At 68.6% G+C, this 18,370-nt stretch carries 18 protein-coding genes; 9 read left to right on the forward strand and 9 right to left on the reverse strand.

Going from position 1 to position 18,370, the window contains the following annotated elements:
• Positions 1-159 precede the first annotated feature (159 nt).
• Together AC07NF_RS10990 and AC07NF_RS10995 are read right to left on the reverse strand one after the other, a co-directional pair.
• The gene (locus AC07NF_RS10990) at positions 160-1,842 is read right to left on the reverse strand and encodes a M56 family metallopeptidase (protein WP_494631774.1); all 1,683 of its coding nucleotides are present in this window, start codon (positions 1,840-1,842) and stop codon (positions 160-162) included.
• Entirely contained in the window at positions 1,839-2,213 is a 375-nt protein-coding gene (locus AC07NF_RS10995; protein WP_454714238.1) for a BlaI/MecI/CopY family transcriptional regulator, read from the reverse strand. Before AC07NF_RS10995 ends, AC07NF_RS10990 begins: the two co-directional genes overlap by 4 nt.
• Positions 2,214-2,358: 145 nt before the next feature.
• Between AC07NF_RS10995 and AC07NF_RS11000 the strand changes: the two genes are divergently transcribed.
• The 4 genes from AC07NF_RS11000 (at position 2,359) to AC07NF_RS11015 (ending at position 5,390) form a co-directional block, all read left to right on the forward strand.
• Positions 2,359-3,303: a LysR family transcriptional regulator gene (locus tag AC07NF_RS11000; RefSeq protein ID WP_494631773.1), complete on the forward strand. Its 945-nt coding sequence runs from the start codon at positions 2,359-2,361 to the stop codon at positions 3,301-3,303.
• 88 nt (positions 3,304-3,391) lie between these two features.
• On the forward strand, positions 3,392-4,102 hold the full coding sequence (locus tag AC07NF_RS11005) for an SDR family NAD(P)-dependent oxidoreductase (protein WP_494631772.1): 711 nt from the start codon (positions 3,392-3,394) through the stop codon (positions 4,100-4,102).
• Positions 4,103-4,104: 2 nt separating this feature from the next.
• On the forward strand, positions 4,105-4,341 hold the full coding sequence (locus tag AC07NF_RS11010; protein ID WP_494631771.1) for a tautomerase family protein: 237 nt from the start codon (positions 4,105-4,107) through the stop codon (positions 4,339-4,341).
• Between the two features lie 11 nt (positions 4,342-4,352).
• Positions 4,353-5,390, forward strand: a complete 1,038-nt coding sequence (locus AC07NF_RS11015) for an NAD(P)H-dependent flavin oxidoreductase (RefSeq protein WP_494631770.1) — start codon at positions 4,353-4,355, stop codon at positions 5,388-5,390.
• On the opposite strand, the gene AC07NF_RS11020 is transcribed toward AC07NF_RS11015, so the two are convergent.
• The 6 genes from AC07NF_RS11020 to AC07NF_RS11045 all read right to left on the reverse strand — a co-directional run bounded on the left by AC07NF_RS11020 (position 5,387) and on the right by AC07NF_RS11045 (position 12,293).
• Positions 5,387-5,893 (reverse strand): VOC family protein, encoded by a 507-nt coding sequence (locus AC07NF_RS11020; RefSeq protein ID WP_494631769.1) that lies wholly within the window; start codon positions 5,891-5,893, stop codon positions 5,387-5,389. The genes AC07NF_RS11015 and AC07NF_RS11020 overlap by 4 nt on opposite strands.
• 274 nt (positions 5,894-6,167) lie before the next feature.
• Positions 6,168-8,258, reverse strand: a complete 2,091-nt coding sequence (locus tag AC07NF_RS11025) for a hybrid sensor histidine kinase/response regulator (RefSeq protein WP_494631768.1) — start codon at positions 8,256-8,258, stop codon at positions 6,168-6,170.
• Positions 8,259-8,412: 154 nt separating this feature from the next.
• Positions 8,413-9,480 carry an endo-1,4-beta-xylanase gene (locus AC07NF_RS11030; protein WP_494631767.1) on the reverse strand — a complete coding sequence of 356 codons (1,068 nt, stop codon included), beginning with the start codon at positions 9,478-9,480 and terminating at the stop codon, positions 8,413-8,415.
• Positions 9,481-9,484: 4 nt separating this feature from the next.
• Entirely contained in the window at positions 9,485-9,904 is a 420-nt protein-coding gene (locus AC07NF_RS11035; RefSeq protein ID WP_454714246.1) for a flagellar export protein FliJ, read from the reverse strand.
• Positions 9,904-11,238: a flagellar protein export ATPase FliI gene (fliI, locus tag AC07NF_RS11040; protein WP_494631766.1), complete on the reverse strand. Its 1,335-nt coding sequence runs from the start codon at positions 11,236-11,238 to the stop codon at positions 9,904-9,906. The genes AC07NF_RS11035 and fliI overlap by 1 nt, the downstream gene beginning before the upstream one ends.
• 56 nt (positions 11,239-11,294) lie before the next feature.
• A complete protein-coding gene (locus AC07NF_RS11045) occupies positions 11,295-12,293 on the reverse strand; it encodes an alpha/beta hydrolase family protein (RefSeq protein WP_494631765.1) in 999 nt (332 codons plus the stop codon).
• A 213-nt stretch (positions 12,294-12,506) separates the two neighbouring features.
• Between AC07NF_RS11045 and AC07NF_RS11050 the strand changes: the two genes are divergently transcribed.
• The 5 genes from AC07NF_RS11050 to AC07NF_RS11070 all read left to right on the forward strand — a co-directional run bounded on the left by AC07NF_RS11050 (position 12,507) and on the right by AC07NF_RS11070 (position 16,701).
• Positions 12,507-12,803: a type II toxin-antitoxin system RelE/ParE family toxin gene (locus AC07NF_RS11050; RefSeq protein WP_494631764.1), complete on the forward strand. Its 297-nt coding sequence runs from the start codon at positions 12,507-12,509 to the stop codon at positions 12,801-12,803.
• Positions 12,797-13,117 (forward strand): addiction module antidote protein, encoded by a 321-nt coding sequence (locus AC07NF_RS11055; protein WP_494631763.1) that lies wholly within the window; start codon positions 12,797-12,799, stop codon positions 13,115-13,117. The genes AC07NF_RS11050 and AC07NF_RS11055 overlap by 7 nt, the downstream gene beginning before the upstream one ends.
• Before the next feature lie 40 nt (positions 13,118-13,157).
• Entirely contained in the window at positions 13,158-13,940 is a 783-nt protein-coding gene (locus AC07NF_RS11060) for a LytTR family DNA-binding domain-containing protein (RefSeq protein ID WP_494631762.1), read from the forward strand.
• 432 nt (positions 13,941-14,372) lie between these two features.
• Positions 14,373-15,068, forward strand: coding sequence for a response regulator transcription factor CtrA (ctrA, locus tag AC07NF_RS11065; protein ID WP_099581093.1), 696 nt, complete (start codon positions 14,373-14,375; stop codon positions 15,066-15,068).
• 259 nt (positions 15,069-15,327) lie between these two features.
• Positions 15,328-16,701, forward strand: coding sequence for a M23 family metallopeptidase (locus AC07NF_RS11070; protein ID WP_494631761.1), 1,374 nt, complete (start codon positions 15,328-15,330; stop codon positions 16,699-16,701).
• Here the strand turns inward: AC07NF_RS11070 and AC07NF_RS11075 are convergent.
• Positions 16,698-18,221: a PAS domain-containing hybrid sensor histidine kinase/response regulator gene (locus tag AC07NF_RS11075; protein WP_494631760.1), complete on the reverse strand. Its 1,524-nt coding sequence runs from the start codon at positions 18,219-18,221 to the stop codon at positions 16,698-16,700. The two genes, AC07NF_RS11070 and AC07NF_RS11075, sit on opposite strands and share 4 nt — an antisense overlap.
• Positions 18,222-18,370 lie beyond the last annotated feature (149 nt).

Raw genomic sequence — 18,370 nt, forward strand, 5'->3', positions numbered from 1 at the left:
ACCGTCATCCCGCGACTTGTTCGCGGGACCCATGGTTCAGCTTCTCTGTGAGAGCTTTGCTCCGCACCGCATCTGCGGTGGATAGATGGGTCCCGCGCACAAAGCGCGGGATGACGGAGATATGGTGTGGAGCGCGGGTGAAGGGGGCGTCACAAGCCCTCAGCTCATATCCCGAACCTTCTCCGCCAGCCGCTCGGCCTGGCGTTCCAGGTCGTCCGCCTGGCCGGGCAGCTTGCGCGCCACGTCCAGCAGTTCCTCGTCGGTGACCTCGCGGTTGCCGCGGGCGCGGTTCTCGGCGATCTGTTTGGCGCGGTAGGCGGGGTCGCGCAGGCGGGCGGCTTCCTCGCGCATCTGGCGGGCGCCCGAACGCATCTGGCCGACGCCCTTGGTCATCTCGACGCGGGCCACCTGCATGGCCTGGACGCGGATGCGTTCGCCGTTGCGACGGGCTTCCTCACCCGCGCGTCGGGCCTGCTCGCCGGCCTGGCGGGCCTGTTCGCTGATGCGGCGGGCATCCTCGGCGGAGAGGCGGGCCTGGTCGGCGGCGATGCGGGCGGCGGCTTCGATCTCGCCGCGGTGGGACTCGACCTCGCGACGGGCGTCCTCGGCGATGCGGCGCATGTCCTCGGCGCTGAGGCGGGCCAGTTCGGCGTCGGCGCGGGCGTGCTCGGCCTGCTGGCGGGCTTCCTCGATGGCCTTGATGTCGGCGTCGCTCAGCCAGCGGTGCGAGAAGGCGAAGTTCCAGCCCTTGGCCGGCGGCGCGGGCGGGGCCGGCGGAGCAGGGGCCGCTTCGGGCGCGGGCGGGGCGGCTTCGGCGGGCGCGGCGGGAGGCGCGGGCGGAGCCGGCGGCGCCTGTTCGGCGACAGCGGCCGGCGGCGTCGGCGGCACGGGCGGAACCGGGGCGACCTGACGGCTCAGGCCGAAGGCGGCCAGCGGGGTGGCGACGATCGCCAGGGCGGCGACGGTGAGGCCCACGGTCAGCGGACGGCGGCGGTCGGGCGTGTCGGTCATCAGGCAGGCGATCCTTGTCTTGAGCGTCTTGGCGTCGGCGGCCATGGCTGTGGCGCCGTGCGGGACGGGAGAGGCGGCCAGGCGCACCAGGGTGCGGGCGTAGAGGGTGCGGTCCACGCTGCCGACGGCGGCGGCGTCGGCCGCTTCCTCGGTGCGTTCGGCCAGCACCGCGTGCAGGCGCCAGACCAGCGGGTTGAACCAGAAGATGGCCAGGGCCAGGCGCGACAGGATCAGGAAGATCCAGTCGTGGCGGCGCAGGTGGGCCAACTCGTGCGCCATGATGGCGGGCGCGGAGCGAGGCTCGGCCAAGGTAGCGGGATCCAGCAGGATGGCGCCGGGCGCGACGCCCCAGCTGAGCGGGCCGGTGACGCGGTCGCTGGCCACCAGGCCCGGACGGTCGGCGGGCGACAGGTTCTCGATCGGGGCCAGCCAGGCGGGATCCGTGACCGGCTCACCCTTACGGGTCCAGCGCTCCAGGGTGTTGAGGCCCACGGCCAGGCGGCCGCCGATCAGCGCCGCGCCCAGCAGCCACAGGCCGCCGGTGATCGCGCCGGGCGACATCCACCAGGGATTGGGGTCCAGCTGTACCGGCGCCTCGCCCGTGACGGGCGGCAGCACGACCGGCTCGGCCGGCAGCGGCGGCAGCAGGGCCAGCTCCAGCGGCGGCAGCATGTTCATGATCGCCGGCAGAGCCAGCAGCAGGCAGACCGTGCCGCGCAGGATGTCGACCCGCTCGACCGGGCGGCGGGTCATGTGGCGCGAGCAGGCCAGGCCCGCGCCGGCGACCAGGCTGGATTTCACCAGCAGCGAGATCAGCAGGATCCAGGTCACGCCTTATCCTCCACCCGTTCGTCGATGAGGGCTTCCAGGGCCGCCGCCTCTTGCGGCGTCAGGCGCTCGCCCATGCCCAGCAGGGCGGTGGCGGCGCTGGCGGCCGAGCCGGCGAAGAAGGTGTCGATCACCCGGCGCAGGGCGCTGACGGCTACCGTCTCGGTTTCCTGCACGGGGCTGAAGCGCACGCCGTCGGGACCGCTGGCCCGCTCGACCAGGCCTTTGGCCTCCAGGCGCGAGAGCATGGTGCGCACGGCGCTGTCGCTGAGCGGATCCGACAGCGCGCCCCGCACCTCGGCGGTCGTGCCGGCCTCGAGCCGGCACAGGGTCTCGAAGACCTCGCGTTCGCGTCTGGGCAGGGCGTCGATCATGGCGAGTTCCGATCTCTCTTCGCTACAGGTGTAGCGCTACGTTTGTAGCGATGGAAGTGAACTCGGCGTAATGCGTGGATTGCGCTGGTTGGCGGCGGTAGGCTGCTGCTTCAGGCCTTCATTCTTGCGGAAAGCGGCGGACTGGATGGATCGGATCGAGGCGATGCGGGTGTTCGTGGCCGCCCTGGACGAGGGCAGCCTGGCCGGGGCCGGCCGCCGGCTGAACCGCTCGCCGGCCGCCGTCAGCCGGGCCATCGCCTTCCTGGAGCAGCATGTTGGGGCCGAGCTGCTGCATCGCACGACCCGCTCGCTGCGGCTGTCGGAGGCCGGCGACCGCTACGCCGCCGCCTGTCGTCGCATCTTGACCGACCTGGAGGAGGCCGATCTGGCGGCCCTGGGCGAGCGCTCGGCCCCGCGCGGCATGCTGACCATCACCGCCCCGCCGATCAGCGGCGAGGACGTACTGCGGCCGATCGTCGATGCGTATCTGGACGCCTATCCGGCGGTGTCGGTGAACTTGGTCCTGCTGGACCGCCACACCAACCTGGTCGAGGAGGGTTTCGACGTCGCGCTGCGGGTGGGCCAGCTGCCGGACAGTTCGCTAGTGGCCACGCGGGTGGGCGGCGATGTGCGGCGGGTGATCGTCGGGGCGCCGCGCTATCTGGATCAGCATCCGCGCATCGTCGAGCCGGCGGATTTGGCCAAGCACCAGGTCGTCACCACCACCCACTTTGGCCACGACACCTGGGTGTTCCCGCCCGCGCCGGGCCAGACCATCGCCCGGGCGGTGCACTTCAAGCCGCGCCTGGTGGTCAACAGCGTCCGCGCGGCCCTGGCCTCGGCGGTCGAAGGGCGGGGCGTCACGCGGCTCTACACCTATCACGTGGCCGAGCGGGTGCTGGACGGCAGCTTGCGCATCGTCCTGCGTGACGCCGAGCCCGCGCCGTTGCCGGTGCACCTGCTGACGCCCCAGGGCCGCACCGCCACGCCCAAGGTCCGCGCCTTCATCGACTTCGCCGCGCCCCGGCTGCGGGCCATCTTCGCGCGGCTGTCGGCGGACTCCGAGGTGCTGGGTCATTCCGCCGTTTGACGGAAGACTGACTGCCTTGAGGCGCCAATTCACTCGATAGATGATCGATCCGACATTCCTGCTCATGGACAACGCCAAGGAGGCAGTCATGAGCAACGAACGGAAAGTCGCCATTATCACCGGGGCCTCGCAAGGCATCGGCGAGGCGCTGGTGAAAGCCTATCGCGACCGCGATTACCGCGTGGTCGCCACCTCGCGATCGATCAAGCAGGGCAGCGACCCGGACATCCTGGCCGTCGCCGGCGACATCGGCGATCCGGCCACCGCCGAGCGGGTGGTCACCGAAGCCCTGGCGCGCTTCGGCCGCGTCGACACCCTGGTCAACAACGCCGGGATCTTCATGGCCAAGCCGTTCACGGCCTACACGGAAGAGGACTTCCAGACCAAGATCGCCATCAACCTGGCCGGCTTCTTCCACATCACTCAGCGCGCCTCGGCCGAGATGCTGAAGCAGGGCGCGGGACACATCGTCAGCATCACCACCACCCTGACCGACCACGCCCTGGCCGACGTGCCCTCGGTGCTGGCCAGCCTGACCAAGGGCGGCATCAACTCGGCCACCAAGTCGCTGGCTATCGAGTTCGCCAGCAAGGGCGTGAGGGTCAACGCCGTCTCGCCGGGGGTGATCAAGACCCCAATGCACGCGCCCGAGACCCACGCCTTCCTGGCCGGCCTGCATCCGGTGGGGCGCCTGGGCGAGATCCGCGACGTGGTCGAGGCCGTGCTTTATCTGGAAACCGCCGGCTTCGTGACGGGCGAGATCCTGCACGTCGACGGCGGCCAGAGCGCGGGGCACTAGCTATGCCGATGGTCAATATCCAGGTCACCCGCGAAGGCTCCGCCCCCGACCGCTCGGCCGTCACCGCGGACGAGAAGGCCCAACTGATCGCGGGGGTCAGCCAGCTGTTGCTGGACGTGCTGGGCAAGCCGCTGGACTCGACCTTCGTGGTCATCCAGGAGGTCGAGTTGGAGAACTGGGGCTGGGGCGGCATGCCCGTGCCCGAATATCGCCGGCGCGTCGCGGCCGGCGAGTTGTAGGAGGTTCCGCCATGTCCAACCGCGTGCTCGACCTGTTCGGCGTAGAGCTGCCGATCATCCAGGCCCCGATGGCCGGGGCGACCTCGCCGGAGATGGTCATCGCCGCCAGCAACGCAGGGGGCCTCGGCTCCCTGCCCAGCGCGCTCTATTCCGAAGCGCAGCTGCGGGCGGCGCTGGACACGGTGCGGGCGGGCACGAAGAGGCCGATCAACGTCAACTTCTTCAGCCACCAGAACCCCGACGATGAGCCCGCCCGGCAGTCGGCGTGGCGCGAGCGGTTGCGGCCCTACTACATCGAGGAGGGCCTCGACCCCGACCAGCCGATCCCCGCCGCCGGCCGCGCGCCGTTCAACGACGCCTTCGCCAAGGTGGTTGAGGACTACCGCCCCGAGGTGGTCAGCTTCCACTTCGGCCTGCCGTCGCCGGAGCTGGTCGAGCGGGTCCGGCGCACCGGGGCCAAGGTCATCTCGTCGGCGACGACCGTGGCCGAGGCCCAGTGGCTGGAGGCGCGCGGCGTCGATGCGGTGATCGCCATGGGCTTCGACGCCGGCGGCCATCGCGGCAATTTCCTGACGGACGACATGAGCCAGCAGGTCGGGACCTTCTCGCTAGTGCCGAGGATCGTTGATGCGGTCTCGGTCCCGGTGATCGCGGCCGGCGGCATCGCCGACCGGCGCGGCGTGCTGGCGGCTTTCGCGCTGGGGGCCGAGGCCGCTCAAGTCGGCACCGCCTATCTACTGACGCCCGAGGCGGCGATCTCGGAGGTCTACCGGGAAGCGCTGAAATCGGCCGAGGACGTCACCGCCGTGACCAACCTCTTCACCGGCCGCCCCGCACGCGGCATCGTCAACCGGCTAATGGCCGAAGTCGGCCCGCTGTCGGACCTCGCCCCGGCCTTTCCGACCGCAGGGGCGGCCGTGCTGCCCCTCCGCAAAGCCGCCGAAGCCGCCGGCCGCGGCGACTTCAGCTCGCTCTGGGCCGGCCAAGCCTTCCGCGCCAGCCAGCCGATGAGCTCGGCGCAGCTGACGCGAAAGCTGGCTGGGCTCTAGGCGCTTTCCAGCGTCTTCGCCTGCGGCTGGTGATCGACCAGCGCCTGGTTCGGATCGGCCATCTCCGTCACCGCGCCGGCGAAGGTCAGGTACTCGGCGGCGAAGTCCAGCGGCAGGATCTCGACCAGCCAGGTGTTCTCGATCCACACCTCGATGACGTGGAAGTGGCCGCCGCGGTCGCAGACATAGGTCTCCCAGCCCTTGGCCGCGGCCTTGGCCATGACGTCCTCGCGGGACATCGAGACGCTGAGGGCGAAGTGGGTCGGCGAGCGGCGGTCGCTGCCCTCCGGCTGGCGCACGAAGATCGAGCCCGGCTCGCCGTTCGGGACCATGACGGTGCCGGCCGGATAGACCTCGATGGCGGTGCCCATGCCGTCGGCCTTGAACACCATGACGCTGCCGGGATTGGGCGGGAAGTCGACGACGACGCCGCCCATGATGTCGGCGAAGAATTGGCCCGCGCCTTGAGGATCGGCGGCGCTGACGGACAGGTGGTGGATCATTGGAGTGCTGCTCTGTGTGCTGGCGCAACCGTCCGCGCGGCGCGCAACAGCCGTCGCGCGCGGTCCAGATACGCTGATGATGGGAAAACGAACGGCGTTACTTCGCCGAGGCCGCGCGGTGTACGGGCGGCCGAAGTAAGTCTCAACTTACAAGATTGTCATGAGATGGATTTAACCCTGCGAGGCGCGACAGGGCGATGGGTAGTCCCTGCCTTCGCGCCACGTCTCGGACACCGCGACAGGGGCGGCCGCCGACGAGACCAGGCGACGGAAGTTACGCTCGGGCGACGTCCGAACGGGCGTCGGGAGCGGCTTCCAAGGCCCGCGCCACGGTCGCGATCAGCTCCTCGCGGCGGATCGGCTTGGCCACGTGGTCGTCCATGCCGGCGGCGCGGCAGCGGGCGATCTGCTCGGGCAGGACGTCGGCGCTGAGCGCCACGATCGGGATGGCCCCGATCGGAGCGGGCAGGGCGCGGATGGCGCGGGTGGCGGCCAGGCCGTCCATCCCGGGCATGTGGACGTCCATCAAGACGAGGTCGAAGTCGCCCGACTGCACCGCGTCCAGCGCCTGATGGCCATCGTCGGCGGTGACCACCTCGCAGCCGGCCAGGGTCAGCAGGGCCTTGCCCAGCTCGCGGTTCATCGGATGGTCGTCGACCAACAGCACACGGGCGGCGCGCTCGGGCGCCATAGGGGCGGGGCCGTCGGAGGCCAGCGGCAGGACGGCCGGCTCGGCGGCCAGGGTGATCCAGAAGCGCGCGCCTTGGCCTAGCTGGCTCTCGACGCCGATCGCGCCGCCCATGCGGCTGACCAGGGCCTTGCTGATCGCCAGGCCCAGGCCGGTGCCGCCATAGCTGCGGCTGATCGAACTGTCGGCCTGGGAAAAGCGCTGGAACAGGCGCTCTTGCACTTCGGGGGCGATGCCGATGCCGGTGTCGATCACCTCGAACCGCAGCACACCCGGCGCGGGACCGGCGGTCAGGCGCACGGTGACGCCGCCTTCCGAGGTGAACTTCAGGGCGTTGGCCAGCAGGTTCAACAGCACCTGGCGCAGGCGGGTCTCGTCAAGCGACAGCGGCTGATCGACGTCGCCCTCGCCCTCGGCGGTGCAGACGGTGCGGAGGTACAGGCCCTTGGCGGCGGCCTCGGGGGCGATGATGGCGACGGCGTCGCGCAGCAGGGCCGACGGCGAGGCGGGGGTGAGGGTCAGGTCCAGGCGGCCGGCCTCGACCTTGGCGAAGTCCAGAAGGTCGCCGACGATCTCGGCCAGCGAGCGGCCGGCGCGCCCGACCAGGTCCAGGCGGCGGCGGTTCTCGGGCGACAGCTGCGGGTCGTCGGCGACCAGCGAGGCGAAGCCCAGGATGCTGTTCAGCGGCGTGCGGATCTCGTGGCTGATCGTGGCCAGGAAGTCGGACTTGGCCTGGCTGGCGGCCTGGGCGCGGGCCTGGGCGGCGCGGGCGGCGGCCTGGCGGCGCAGCAGCAGGGCCTGCAGGCGCGCCTGGCGGCTCAGGGCCAGGGCGGCGACGAAGCTGACGGCGTACAGCACGACGTGGAACAGCAGGGCGTGGCGCAGCGGACCCAGGGCGACCTTGATGTCGATGCCAGTGCGGTGAAGGACGGCCGGAATGGCCACGGCCAGCGAGGTGGTGACGATCACCGCCACGGCGCGCGGCCCGCCTCGGAACGCGGCCAGCAGGGCGGGGGCGAACAGCAGCACCTGCAGGCTGGCGTCATTGACGAACACCCAGGACGAGGCCCCGATCACCAGCATCAAGGTGGCGGCGGCCTCCAGCGGGCGGACGTGGAAGCCTTCTCGGTGGCGATGGTCGGTCAGGATCAGGATCACGGGCAGGATGACGGCCACGCCCAGCACGTTGGACGCCGTCCAGTCCTCCCAGCCACGGAAGAAGGGCCCGCCACGGCTGGCGGCCAGCACGCCGTGGACCAGGATCGCGCCGATCGCCGTCACCAGCGAGGCCACGATGATGACCTGGAACAGGCTGCGCGGGCCCCGCACCCGGGTCGGCACGCGCATCCAGCGCAGCAGGGCGGCGGTGCCGGCGGTCTGGATCGTGTCCAGCACCGTCACGATCAGCACGAAGCGCAGCGGCGCGCCGATCAGCAGCTCCAGCACGATGTGCAGCACGCCGGTGGCGACCATGAAGGTCAGCGCCTGGCGCCGGTTCAGGACCATGAAGGCGGCGATGGCGACCGCATTGGCCGTCCAGATCGTCGGGATGTTGTGCGTGGCGCCGGCCAGGAACAGGCTGTAGGCGAGGCCGGCGACATAGGCGCAGATCAGGGCGACCGGCTTGGCCGACCCCTGGCCCGAACCCTGCTGCGCAGTCCCCCGCTGTACGCCCACACTCACTTCGCCCCACCTCTCCCCGATGTTCGAAGGCCGCGACTATGCGTCGCAAAACGTCGGTGTTTCGTTAAGGCGAGCACAGGCGCGATCTTGGGCGCTGCAAGGCTTTGCTGACTGTGCAAAGCTGCACCTAGTGAGGGTGAATAGGGCCTTAAGCCCGCCGCGCGAACACGTCCGCCAAGGCCCGGCAGGTCGCCTTGGCCTTGCCGGCCTCGTCGAACAGCAGCGGCTGGTCCTTCGGGCGTTGGCCGGAGTCGCCGCGCAGCCAGGTGTTGTCGTCGCGCAGGCCCCAGATGGTGAAGGCGAAGCGCTGGCGGGCGGGGAGGGCCATGAAGGCTTCCGCGACCTCGGCGTATTTGGCGACCTGGCGTTTGACGCGGTCGCCGGGGAGGGCCGGGACGTAGTGGTCGCCCAGCGAGATATCGAGCTCGGACAGGTGGATCGGCAAGCCGAAGCTGGCCAGGTCCTTCAGCGCCGCCTCGACCGCGCCGGCCGGCAGGTCGTAGTCGATATGGGTCTGGGTTCCGATCCCGCTCAGCGGCGCGCCGCGCTTCAGCAGGCGCTCGATCAGCCGCATGAAGGTGGCGCGTTTGTTGGGCTTCAGTTCCAGGTGGTAGTCGTTGAGGAATAGCACCGCGTTCGGATCGGCCTCGTGGGCGTGCTGCAGCGCCAGGGCGATATGGTCGTCCGAGCCCAGATTGCGTGACCACAGGCTTTCGCGGAGATGGTCGCCGTCGTCGGCCACCGGTTCGTTGACCACGTCCCAGCTGCGGGCCTGGCCGCGATAGCGTCCGACGACCGCCAGGATGTAGTTGCGATAGGCGTCGGCAAAGGGCTTGCCCCGGCCGTCCAGGCGCTTGAAGGCGTCGTTCTCGTTGGCGAACCAGATCAGCGAGTGGCCGTGCAGGGCCATGTCGCGGGCCTTGGCGAACGAGGCGATGCTGTCGGGCCGGTCGAACTGGAAACCGCCATCCTCGCGCAGGATGTATTCCATCTTCATCTCCCACTCGGCGGTGAGTTGGGAGAACTGCTCGCCCAGCAGGTCCATGTATTCGGGCTCGTGCAGCCAGCGTTCCTGCACGCAGCAGCCGATCGGGAAGGGCGTCAGGATCCGCAGCGGCGGAGGGGCGGGCAGAGCGGGCTGGCTCTTGGCCCCCTGGCTGCAGGCGGAGAGGGCGAGCGCCGAAGCGATCGCCGAGCGGCGCGTGAGCCGCTGCATGGTCTTATCGACCGCCCATGGCGGCGCGGCGGATGCTGACCTCGTCCATCTGGGCGGCTTCGAACTGGCCCAGCTTCTTGGCCGCCAGCACCTTGGCCTGCTCGGCGACGTGTTCGTATTTCTTGAGATTCTCGAAGGCCTCGGACAGGGCGTCGCGGGCGCCGACTTCCTCGGCCTGGCACTGGTCGATCTGGACCAGCATGTCGGCGCGGCGGCGCTTATAGCCCTCGCGGTAGCCGATCATGTACCAGCCGGCCGACGCGTCGCCTTCGGCATTCTTGGCTTCGGCTTCGGCTTCGGCGTCCAGCATGGTGACGCGCAGTTCGGCCGCCATGCGGCGCTCGTTGATCTCGGCGAGGCGTTTTTGCAGCGTCTCGACCTCGTGGTTCGAGATGCGGATCAGCGAGGCGGCCCACTTGGTCATCAGTACTCACTCGCCAGGATCTGCCCCAGATGACCGAAAGAGTCGTCCAGAGAGGTTGCTTCTTCCTTATCCTGGCTAAGGAAGGCTTCGATTGCGGGATTGAGGCGGATCGCGCGGTCGACCGTCGGGTCGGCCCCGGCGCGATAGGCGCCGATGCGGATCAGTTCTTCCATGTTGGCGTAGGCGGCCATGACCTGGCGCGCGCCCTTGACGATGTCGCGCTCGTGCGGGTGCTGGCAGCCCGGCATGGTCCGGCTGATCGACTTCAGGACGTTGATCGCCGGGAAGCGGCCGCGCTCGGCGATGGCGCGCTCCATGACGATGTGGCCGTCCAGGATACCGCGCGTGGCGTCGGCGATCGGCTCGTTGTGGTCGTCGCCGTCTACCAGCACGGTGAAGAGGGCGGTGATCGGGGCGGCGGTGGTGCCGTCGGCGCGGATCGGGCCGGGGCCGGCGCGTTCCAGCAGCTTGGGCAGCTCGGTGAAGACGGTGGGCGTGTAGCCCTTGGTGGTCGGCGGCTCGCCGGCGGCTAGGCCGATCTCGCGCTGGGCCATGGCGAAGCGGGTGACCGAGTCCATCAGGCACAGGACCTCTTGATCCTGGTCGCGCATATATTCGCTGATCGCCAGGGTCATGTAGGCGGCCTGGCGGCGGGTCAGCGCGGGCTCGTCCGAGGTGGCGACCACGACGACGGCGCGGCGCAGGCCCTCTTCGCCCAGGGTCTCTTCCACGAACTCGCGGACTTCGCGGCCCCGTTCGCCGATCAGGCCGACCACGACGGCGTCGCAGGTGGCTTCCTTGGCCAGCATCGACAGCAGCACCGACTTACCGACGCCCGAGCCGGCGAAGATGCCCAGGCGCTGGCCGCGGCAGGTGGTGGTGAAGACGTTCATCGAGCGCACGCCCAGGTCCAGGCGCTCGCCCACCCGGCCGCGGGCGTGGGCCGGCGGCGGCGAGGTCTTCAGGGGATAGGGGATCTCGCCCTGGGGCAGCGGGCCCAGGCCGTCGATCGGCTCGCCGAAGGCGTTGATGATGCGGCCCAGCCAGGCCTTGGTCGGGCGCACCACGGCGCCTTCCGGCATGACGCGGATCTCCGCGCCCGGGCCGACGCCTTCGACGGGGCCGAAGGGCATCAGCAGGGCGCGGGCCTCGCGGAAGCCGACGACCTCGGCTGGCAGGGGCTTTTGGCCCAGGCGCTCGATCTCGACGCGGGCGCCGACCGACAGCCGGGTCAGGCCGCCGCGCACCTCGATCAGCAGGCCGTTCACGGCGGCCACGCGGCCGTAGATGGTCAGCGGATCAATACGTTCGACGGCGGCGATGAGGCTACGCAAGACGGCTCCTAAACAGCACGCGCAGACTCGACCATCGTGGTTAATCAGGTGTGAAATTACGGGCGGGCGGGCGACTTCACCGGTGCGACCAATTGGTCGGTGAAGAACCGGGTGACCGCCGCGTTGAAGTCCTTGTGGAAAGCGACCCGGTCGAAGCCGGGGGCGCTGGCGCACAGAATCTCCACGCCCTTGGTGGCGGTGCACGGCGTCAGGAAGTCGAAGTGCCGCGCCCCTTTGACGACGTGGTAGTCGTGCGGCCGGTTCAGGGTCCTGTGGACGAACTCGGCATAGTCGTCGCCGGGCAGCACCTCGTCGTCGCTGGCCTTCCACAGTTGGACCGGGGCCTTGACCCCCTTCAGCCCGTCCTTGCCGAACGCGAAGCCCAGGGCGGGCGCGGCCGAGACCACGGCCTTGATGCGGGCGTCATGCGCCCACTTGGCGGTCAGGATGTCGGCCGGGATCGGGTGTTCGGCGGTCAGCTTGCAGTCGTAGTTGCTCGGGTGGACTTTGCAGTGGCTGGGCACGCGGCCCATGTCCGGCTCGCCCCCGGCCGCCGCCAGAACGGTGAAGCCGCCGGATGAGAAGCCGAACGCCCCGACACGTTCCGGATCAATCCCGGCCTTCAACGGCGAGGCGTCCAGCATCCAGCCGATCAGGTCCGACAGCGCGGCCGGGCGGTCGGCCATGGCGGTGGCGCGGCTCTGGTCCTTGTAGTTGTCGCCGGGGTGGGTGAGGGCGGCCACGACGAAGCCGGCCTCGGCCAGCGCCTGGGCGGTGTCGGCATGACCGCCGAAGAAGCCGCCATTGCCGTGCGACATGACGATCAGCGGCAGACGCTCGCCAACGATCGGCGCACCGGCCGCGACCGTATGGCCCCAGCCGCCCAAGGCCATGAAGCTGGGCGCGGCGTCGGTGGGATACCAGACCCCGACCTCGACCGGCGGCGCGTTCGGGCGAGGCTCCTGCAGCACCATGAAGCCGGCATTGGCGGCGAGGGCGGGGGAGCTGACGGTGGCCGCGAGCAGGGCGGCGGCGAAGAAATGGCGGAGCGACATGGCGGTCCTTCAGCGAGTGACGATGAGGCCGCTGTGGGGCGTGTTCCGGGTCGTCGCCAGCGCTCCTGCGCGAATGGGCGAACGGGTTCGTGGGTGGGCGGATGGGCAGGCTTGCGAGTATCGGAAAGATCTTGTTCTTGTTATGTTCTATTCTTGGTGGTGTATCCAATTGGATGCGAATCCTTGCCATTCTGTATCTATCTGGATACAATCATGATTGAAGTTCTGGAGACGGACGCCTTCAAGGCTTGGCTTTCGGGCCTACGGGATCGGCAAGCGGTATTGACCATCGGCTTGCGGTTGACCCGCCTGGCGCGGGGCTTGCTCGGCGATCATCGGTCGGTAGGTGATGGCGTCAGCGAGCTACGGATCCACGTTGGTCCCGGTTATCGGATCTATGTGGCGCGACGTGGAGACGTTCTGATCGTGCTGCTGCACGGTGGCGATAAGGGCTCGCAAACTCGGGATGTCGAGAAGGCGAAGGCAATCGCGAGGAGTCTAGAATGGTGACGCTTACCCGTTTCGATCCCGTCGAGATGATCGACGATGCCGAGGCTGTGGCCGCTTTTCTGGCTGACGCCTTTGACACGGGCGACGCCGACTACATCCAGCATGTCTTGGGTCTGATTGCGCGCTCCAAAGGCATGGCCGAGGTCGCCGAGAAGGCCGGGCTGGGGCGTGAGAGCCTCTACAAGGCTCTGAAGGATGGCGCCTCTCCTCGGTTTGAGACGATCCTGAAGGTGATCCACGCGCTGGGCCTCAAGCTGGCCCTAGTCGCTGCCACTGAGGCGACTGACGAAGAGGGCGCTGAAGCCGCCGCCTGACCCCTGGCGACTCCGCATAACGGCGATCTATACGAAGGACATGACCGCCGCTGCTTCCAGGCCACCACTGCTGGGGACCGTCCGTGAATGGACGGTGGACCTGACCGTCGGCGTGGGGATCGGGCTGCTGCTGGGGCTGATGGGGCCGTTTGGCAGCTTCTTCAACGACAACCCGCCGCTGAGGATCGCCTACTGGGTCGGGACCATCTCCAGCGGGATGGTGTTCTTCGGGATCGTGACCCGGCTGGCGGCGGCGGGCGCGCACCGGCTTGGCGCGCCGGACTGGGCGGTGGTTCCGCCGGTCATCCTGCTGGGCAGCGCGGTCCAGGGCCTGCCTCTGCGCGCCGTGGCGATCGCCATCTGGCCGCAGATCGAGCACGCCGTGCCGCCGCTGGAGTGGTACGGACAGTGCGTGGCCATCACGACGCCGATCGTGCTGGCCTACTACTTCCTCCGCATACGCACGCATACACGCACGCTCACGCCCGCGCGCGAGGGGCTGGTCCCCGTGGCCGCCCCGGCGCCCGATCCGGGCGCGGTGCTCTATCTGCGGATGGAGGACCACTATGTCCGGATCCGCACCGAGCACGGCTCGCGGCTGGAGATGGGGCCGCTGGCGCGGGTGACCTCCGGCCTGTCCGGGATCGAGGGGCTGCAGGTCCACCGCTCGTGGTGGGTGGCCAGGCGGGCGATCACGGGCGTCGAGAAGGACGGTCGCAATCTTCGTCTGAAGCTTATCGACGGCGAAACCGCCCCGGTCAGCCGCGCCTCGGTGGCCAAGCTTAGAGCCGCCGGCTGGCTGGCCGAAGAAAATCCCGCCTAGGTCCTGCGGCGGGGCGTCGCGGCCTGCCCGGAATGGTCAAGCTTCAACCCTCGGTCAGCCACCCGCGAAGCGCGAGTATGGCGTTCAAATTCCCGCGACGGAACGCCGCAATCTCGCCTCATGAGCGAACGGAAACGCAGCTGAGCCTTAATGGCGTAACGCCGTTCGGATCGTTGCAAGTGCACGGATTTTAGGGATCTTTACCGCCGAATTAGGGGTTTCTGAGGGGCGCCTGCGACGCCTGCGACCAATGTGACCAAGGGGCCGCGGGCCGCTTGCACCCGATTCGCAAATCAGATTAACCATTCGACCAACGGAAACATTCACCATTAACCAGTCTTAAATTAACTCTACGCCACAGTGGCCGCAGGGTTTATCGGCGGACTTCCGCCTAAGACGTTCGAATACGCCAGGATTGGCGTGGAGGGGCTCATGCGCGTACTGTTGATCGAGGATGACAGCGCGACGGCGCAGACCATCGAACTGATGCTGAAGTCTGAAGGCTTCAACGTCTATACGACGGATCTGGGTGAGGAGGGCGTGGATCTGGGTAAGATCTACGACTACGACCTCATTCTGCTCGACCTCAATCTTCCGGATATGAGCGGCATCGATGTTCTGCGCACCCTGCGGGTCGCGAAGATCAACACGCCGATCATGATCCTGTCGGGTTCGTCGGAAATCGATACGAAGGTGAAGACCTTCTCGGGCGGCGCCGACGACTACATGACCAAGCCCTTCCACAAGGACGAGATGATCGCCCGCATCCATGCGGTGGTCCGTCGTTCGAAGGGTCACGCCCAGTCGGTCATCAAGACCGGTGACATCGTGGTCAACCTGGACGCCAAGACGGTCGAAGTGAACAGCAACCGCGTTCACCTGACCGGCAAGGAATACCAGATGCTGGAGCTGCTTTCCCTGCGCAAGGGCACGACCCTGACCAAGGAAATGTTCCTGAACCACCTGTACGGCGGCATGGACGAGCCCGAACTGAAGATCATCGACGTCTTCATCTGCAAGCTGCGCAAGAAGCTGGCGGCCTCGGCCCACGGCAAGCACCACATCGAGACGGTCTGGGGCCGCGGCTACGTGCTGCGCGACCCGAACGAACAGGTCAACGCGGCCTGATCTCGGACAGCTTAGTAAGCGTAACAGTAAAAGCGTACCCAAAGCGCCCACCGGCAACGGTGGGCGTTTTCTTTTATCGATCATATGGTTACGTTTCGGCTGTTAACCGACGTTAACCATGCCGTGACAAAACGACCGAAGCGCCGAATAGTCCTTGCCGCCGAGAGCGCGCCTCGCGCATGTTCCGGCCCGACAGTTGCTGGGGGGCTACCCGGCCGTGTCATTTTGACTTGCGCGGCATCGAACCGACGGGGGCACGATGCAGGAATTTGATCCGCGACGCAGCGCAACGCGCTGGGCGCCGAGGGTTTTCACCGCCGTGGCCGGGCTCGCCGCCCTGAGCCTGGGCTGGAAGCTGACCGCCGACGACGCCAAGACTCCGGGCACGGAGAAGGCCGCGCTGGATCCGGCCGCCCTGGTCGCCCTGCAGCATGTCGCCTTCGCCAGCGCCGAGGCCCAGCCGGGCTTCGAGCGTCCCGAGAACGTCGCCGTCAAGGTGCGTCCGGGCGAGACCCTGCAAGGCGCCGTGCAGCGCGCCGGCGTGGCCCCGGAAGACGCCCAGGCCGTCGTCGCCACCCTGCAAGGCGCGATCGACACCGTGAACATCAAGGCCGGCATGGCCTTCGAGGCCGCCATCGCCCAGCGCCGCGGCCAGCGCGGCCCCGCCCGCCTGATCGGCCTGTCCATGCGGGCCAGCCCGTCCTCGACCCTGACCGTCTCGCGCACCTTCGACGGCGCCATGCGCCTGCGCGAGCTGGAGGAAAAGGTCCGCGACGAGCAGAAGGTCGCTTGCGGGGAAATGAACGGCTCGTTCTACGAGAGCGTGGCCAATGTCGGCGGCACGCCGGCGATCATCAGCCAGGCCGCCAAGCTGTTCTCGCACAAGATCGACTTCTCGCGCGACATCAAGGAAGGCGACCGCTTCTGCCTGGTGTTCGACCGCAAGGTCACCGAGAGCGGCCGCACCATCGAGGCCGGCGACCTGGAATATGCCGAGGTCAAGGGCCAGAAGTTCTACGCCTTCGACCGCAAGGACAGCGACGGCAAGAGCCAGTTCTTCGACGAGTTCGGCAAGAACATCAAAGGCTTCCTGCTGCGCACTCCGGTGGACGGCGCGCGGATCACCTCGGTGTTCGGCACGCGCAAGCACCCGGTCCTAGGCTATACCCGCGCGCACAAGGGCGTCGACTTCGGGGCTGGCACCGGCACCCCGATCCTGGCCGCCGGCGACGGCGTCGTGCTGGAGGCCCGCCGCTGGAGCGGCTACGGCAACTGGCTGCGCATCCGCCACTCGGGCCAGTGGGACACCGGCTACGGCCACATCTCGCGTTACGCCCCCGGCATCCGCGCCGGCACCCGCGTGCGCCAGGGCCAGGTCGTGGCCTATGTCGGTTCGACGGGTCTGGCGACCGGTCCGCACCTGCACTACGAGGTCTGGCTGAAGGGCGAGCGCGTCAATCCGATCGGCGCCAAGGTCCCGCAAGGCACCATCCTGGCCGGCTCTGAACTGGCCTCGTTCAAGTCGCAGAAGTCGCGCATCGACCGCATGCTGGCGGCCGGCGGCGAAGCGGTCAGCGGCGAGGACACGCCGAAGCTGGCGGCGGCGGATCTGGAAAAGGTCAAGCTGCGCTAACCCACCGCCGCCTGGATCCCCGCCAGCAGGTTCGCGGCGGTGATCGGCTTGGACACATGCAGGTCCGCGCCCGCCGCCAGGGTCTGCTCCCGGTGCGCCGTCAACGCGTTGGCGCTCAGCATGATGATCGGGGTGCGGACCGCGCCGGCTTCCAGCTCCAGGGCCCGGATCGTACGGGTGGCCTCCAGGCCGTCCATGCGCGGCATCTGCATGTCCATCAGCACCACGTCGAAGGTCCCGGCCTTGAAGGCGTCGATGGCGTCCAGGCCGTCGCCGACCGTGACGACGTCCGCGCCCTGGGTCGCCAGGATCAGCTGGGCGACACGCTGGTTGGTCGGGTGATCCTCGACCAGCAGCACCCGTAGAGGCGCGTCCGATGGTTCGAGCGGCGCGGCCGGAGTCTCGCGGACCTCCGGCGCCATATCGACCGGCGGCAAGGGCAGGAAGACGGTGAAGCGGCTGCCCGCCCCCGGCGTCGAGACCGCTGAGATCCGTCCGCCCATCATCTCGACCAGCGAGTGGCAGATCGCCAGGCCCAGGCCCGTGCCGCCGAACCGGCGGCTGATCGAGGCGTCGGCCTGGTGGAAGCGGGCGAATAGGCCCGCGGCGTGTTCGGCGTCGAAACCGATGCCGGTGTCTTCGACCTCTAGCGTCAGGCCGGCCGCCGCACGCGTGATGCGCAGGGTGACGCCGCCGGTCTCGGTGAACTTGATGGCGTTGGACAGCAGGTTGCCGACCACCTGGCCGATCCGCGTGCCGTCGCCCAGGTAACGGCCGTCCAGCTCGCCGACGACCTGGAAGGCCAGGCCCCTCTCTTCGGCGCGGTGGCGCATGACCTCGACGCCAGGACGCAGCGCGTGGTCCAGGTCGAAGGCGTGCTCCTCCAGCCGCAGCTGGCCGGCCTCGATCTTGGCGACATCCAGGAAGTCAGAGACCAGCCGCTCCAGGGTCGCGCCGCTATCGCGGATCAGCCCGACCATCTCGGCCTGGTCGGCGCTGAGCGGCGTGCGTGACAGGGCGTCGACGATGCCGATCACCCCGTTCAAGGGCGTGCGGATCTCGTGGCTGATGTTCGCAAGAAAATCGGTCTTGGCGCGGTTGGAGGCCTCGGCCGCCGCCTTGGCCTCGACCAGGGCGCGCTCGGCCGCCACCCGTTCGGTGACGTCGCGAGCCACGCCGTAGATGCGGTCGCCCAGCCGCTGGGCCCGCCATTCGAAGGTCAGGTAGTGGCCGTCCTTGTGGCGGTAGCGGTTGACGTAGCCGACGACCGGGTCGCCGTCCTTGCGGCTCTCGACTTCGATCACGCTGGTCAGGGTGCCGGGCATGTCTTCGGGATGCACCAGGCGCAGCAGCTTCTGGCCCACCATCTCGGCGGGGTCGTGACCCAGCTTGGTGAGCCAGGACCCGCTGGCCTTGAGCACGCGGCCCTCGATGTCGCGGATGATCAAGAGGTCCAGCGAGACGTCGAAGAAGGCGATGATGTCCTCGGACAGGGTCTTGTGGACTGTCGCCTGGGTCATCCCCGCTCAATGCCTCACTGATGCCGAATACCAGAACATCGATATCAGTGACGCTTGGGATGTGGGAACAACCCTGGGGAGATTGTCTGAAAAGACTTGGCTCCTGTGTCGATATGTCTCCCGGATCAGGGGAAATGCCTGAGTGGATA

Source organism: Caulobacter sp. GW821-FHT10A06, from assembly GCF_059415805.1.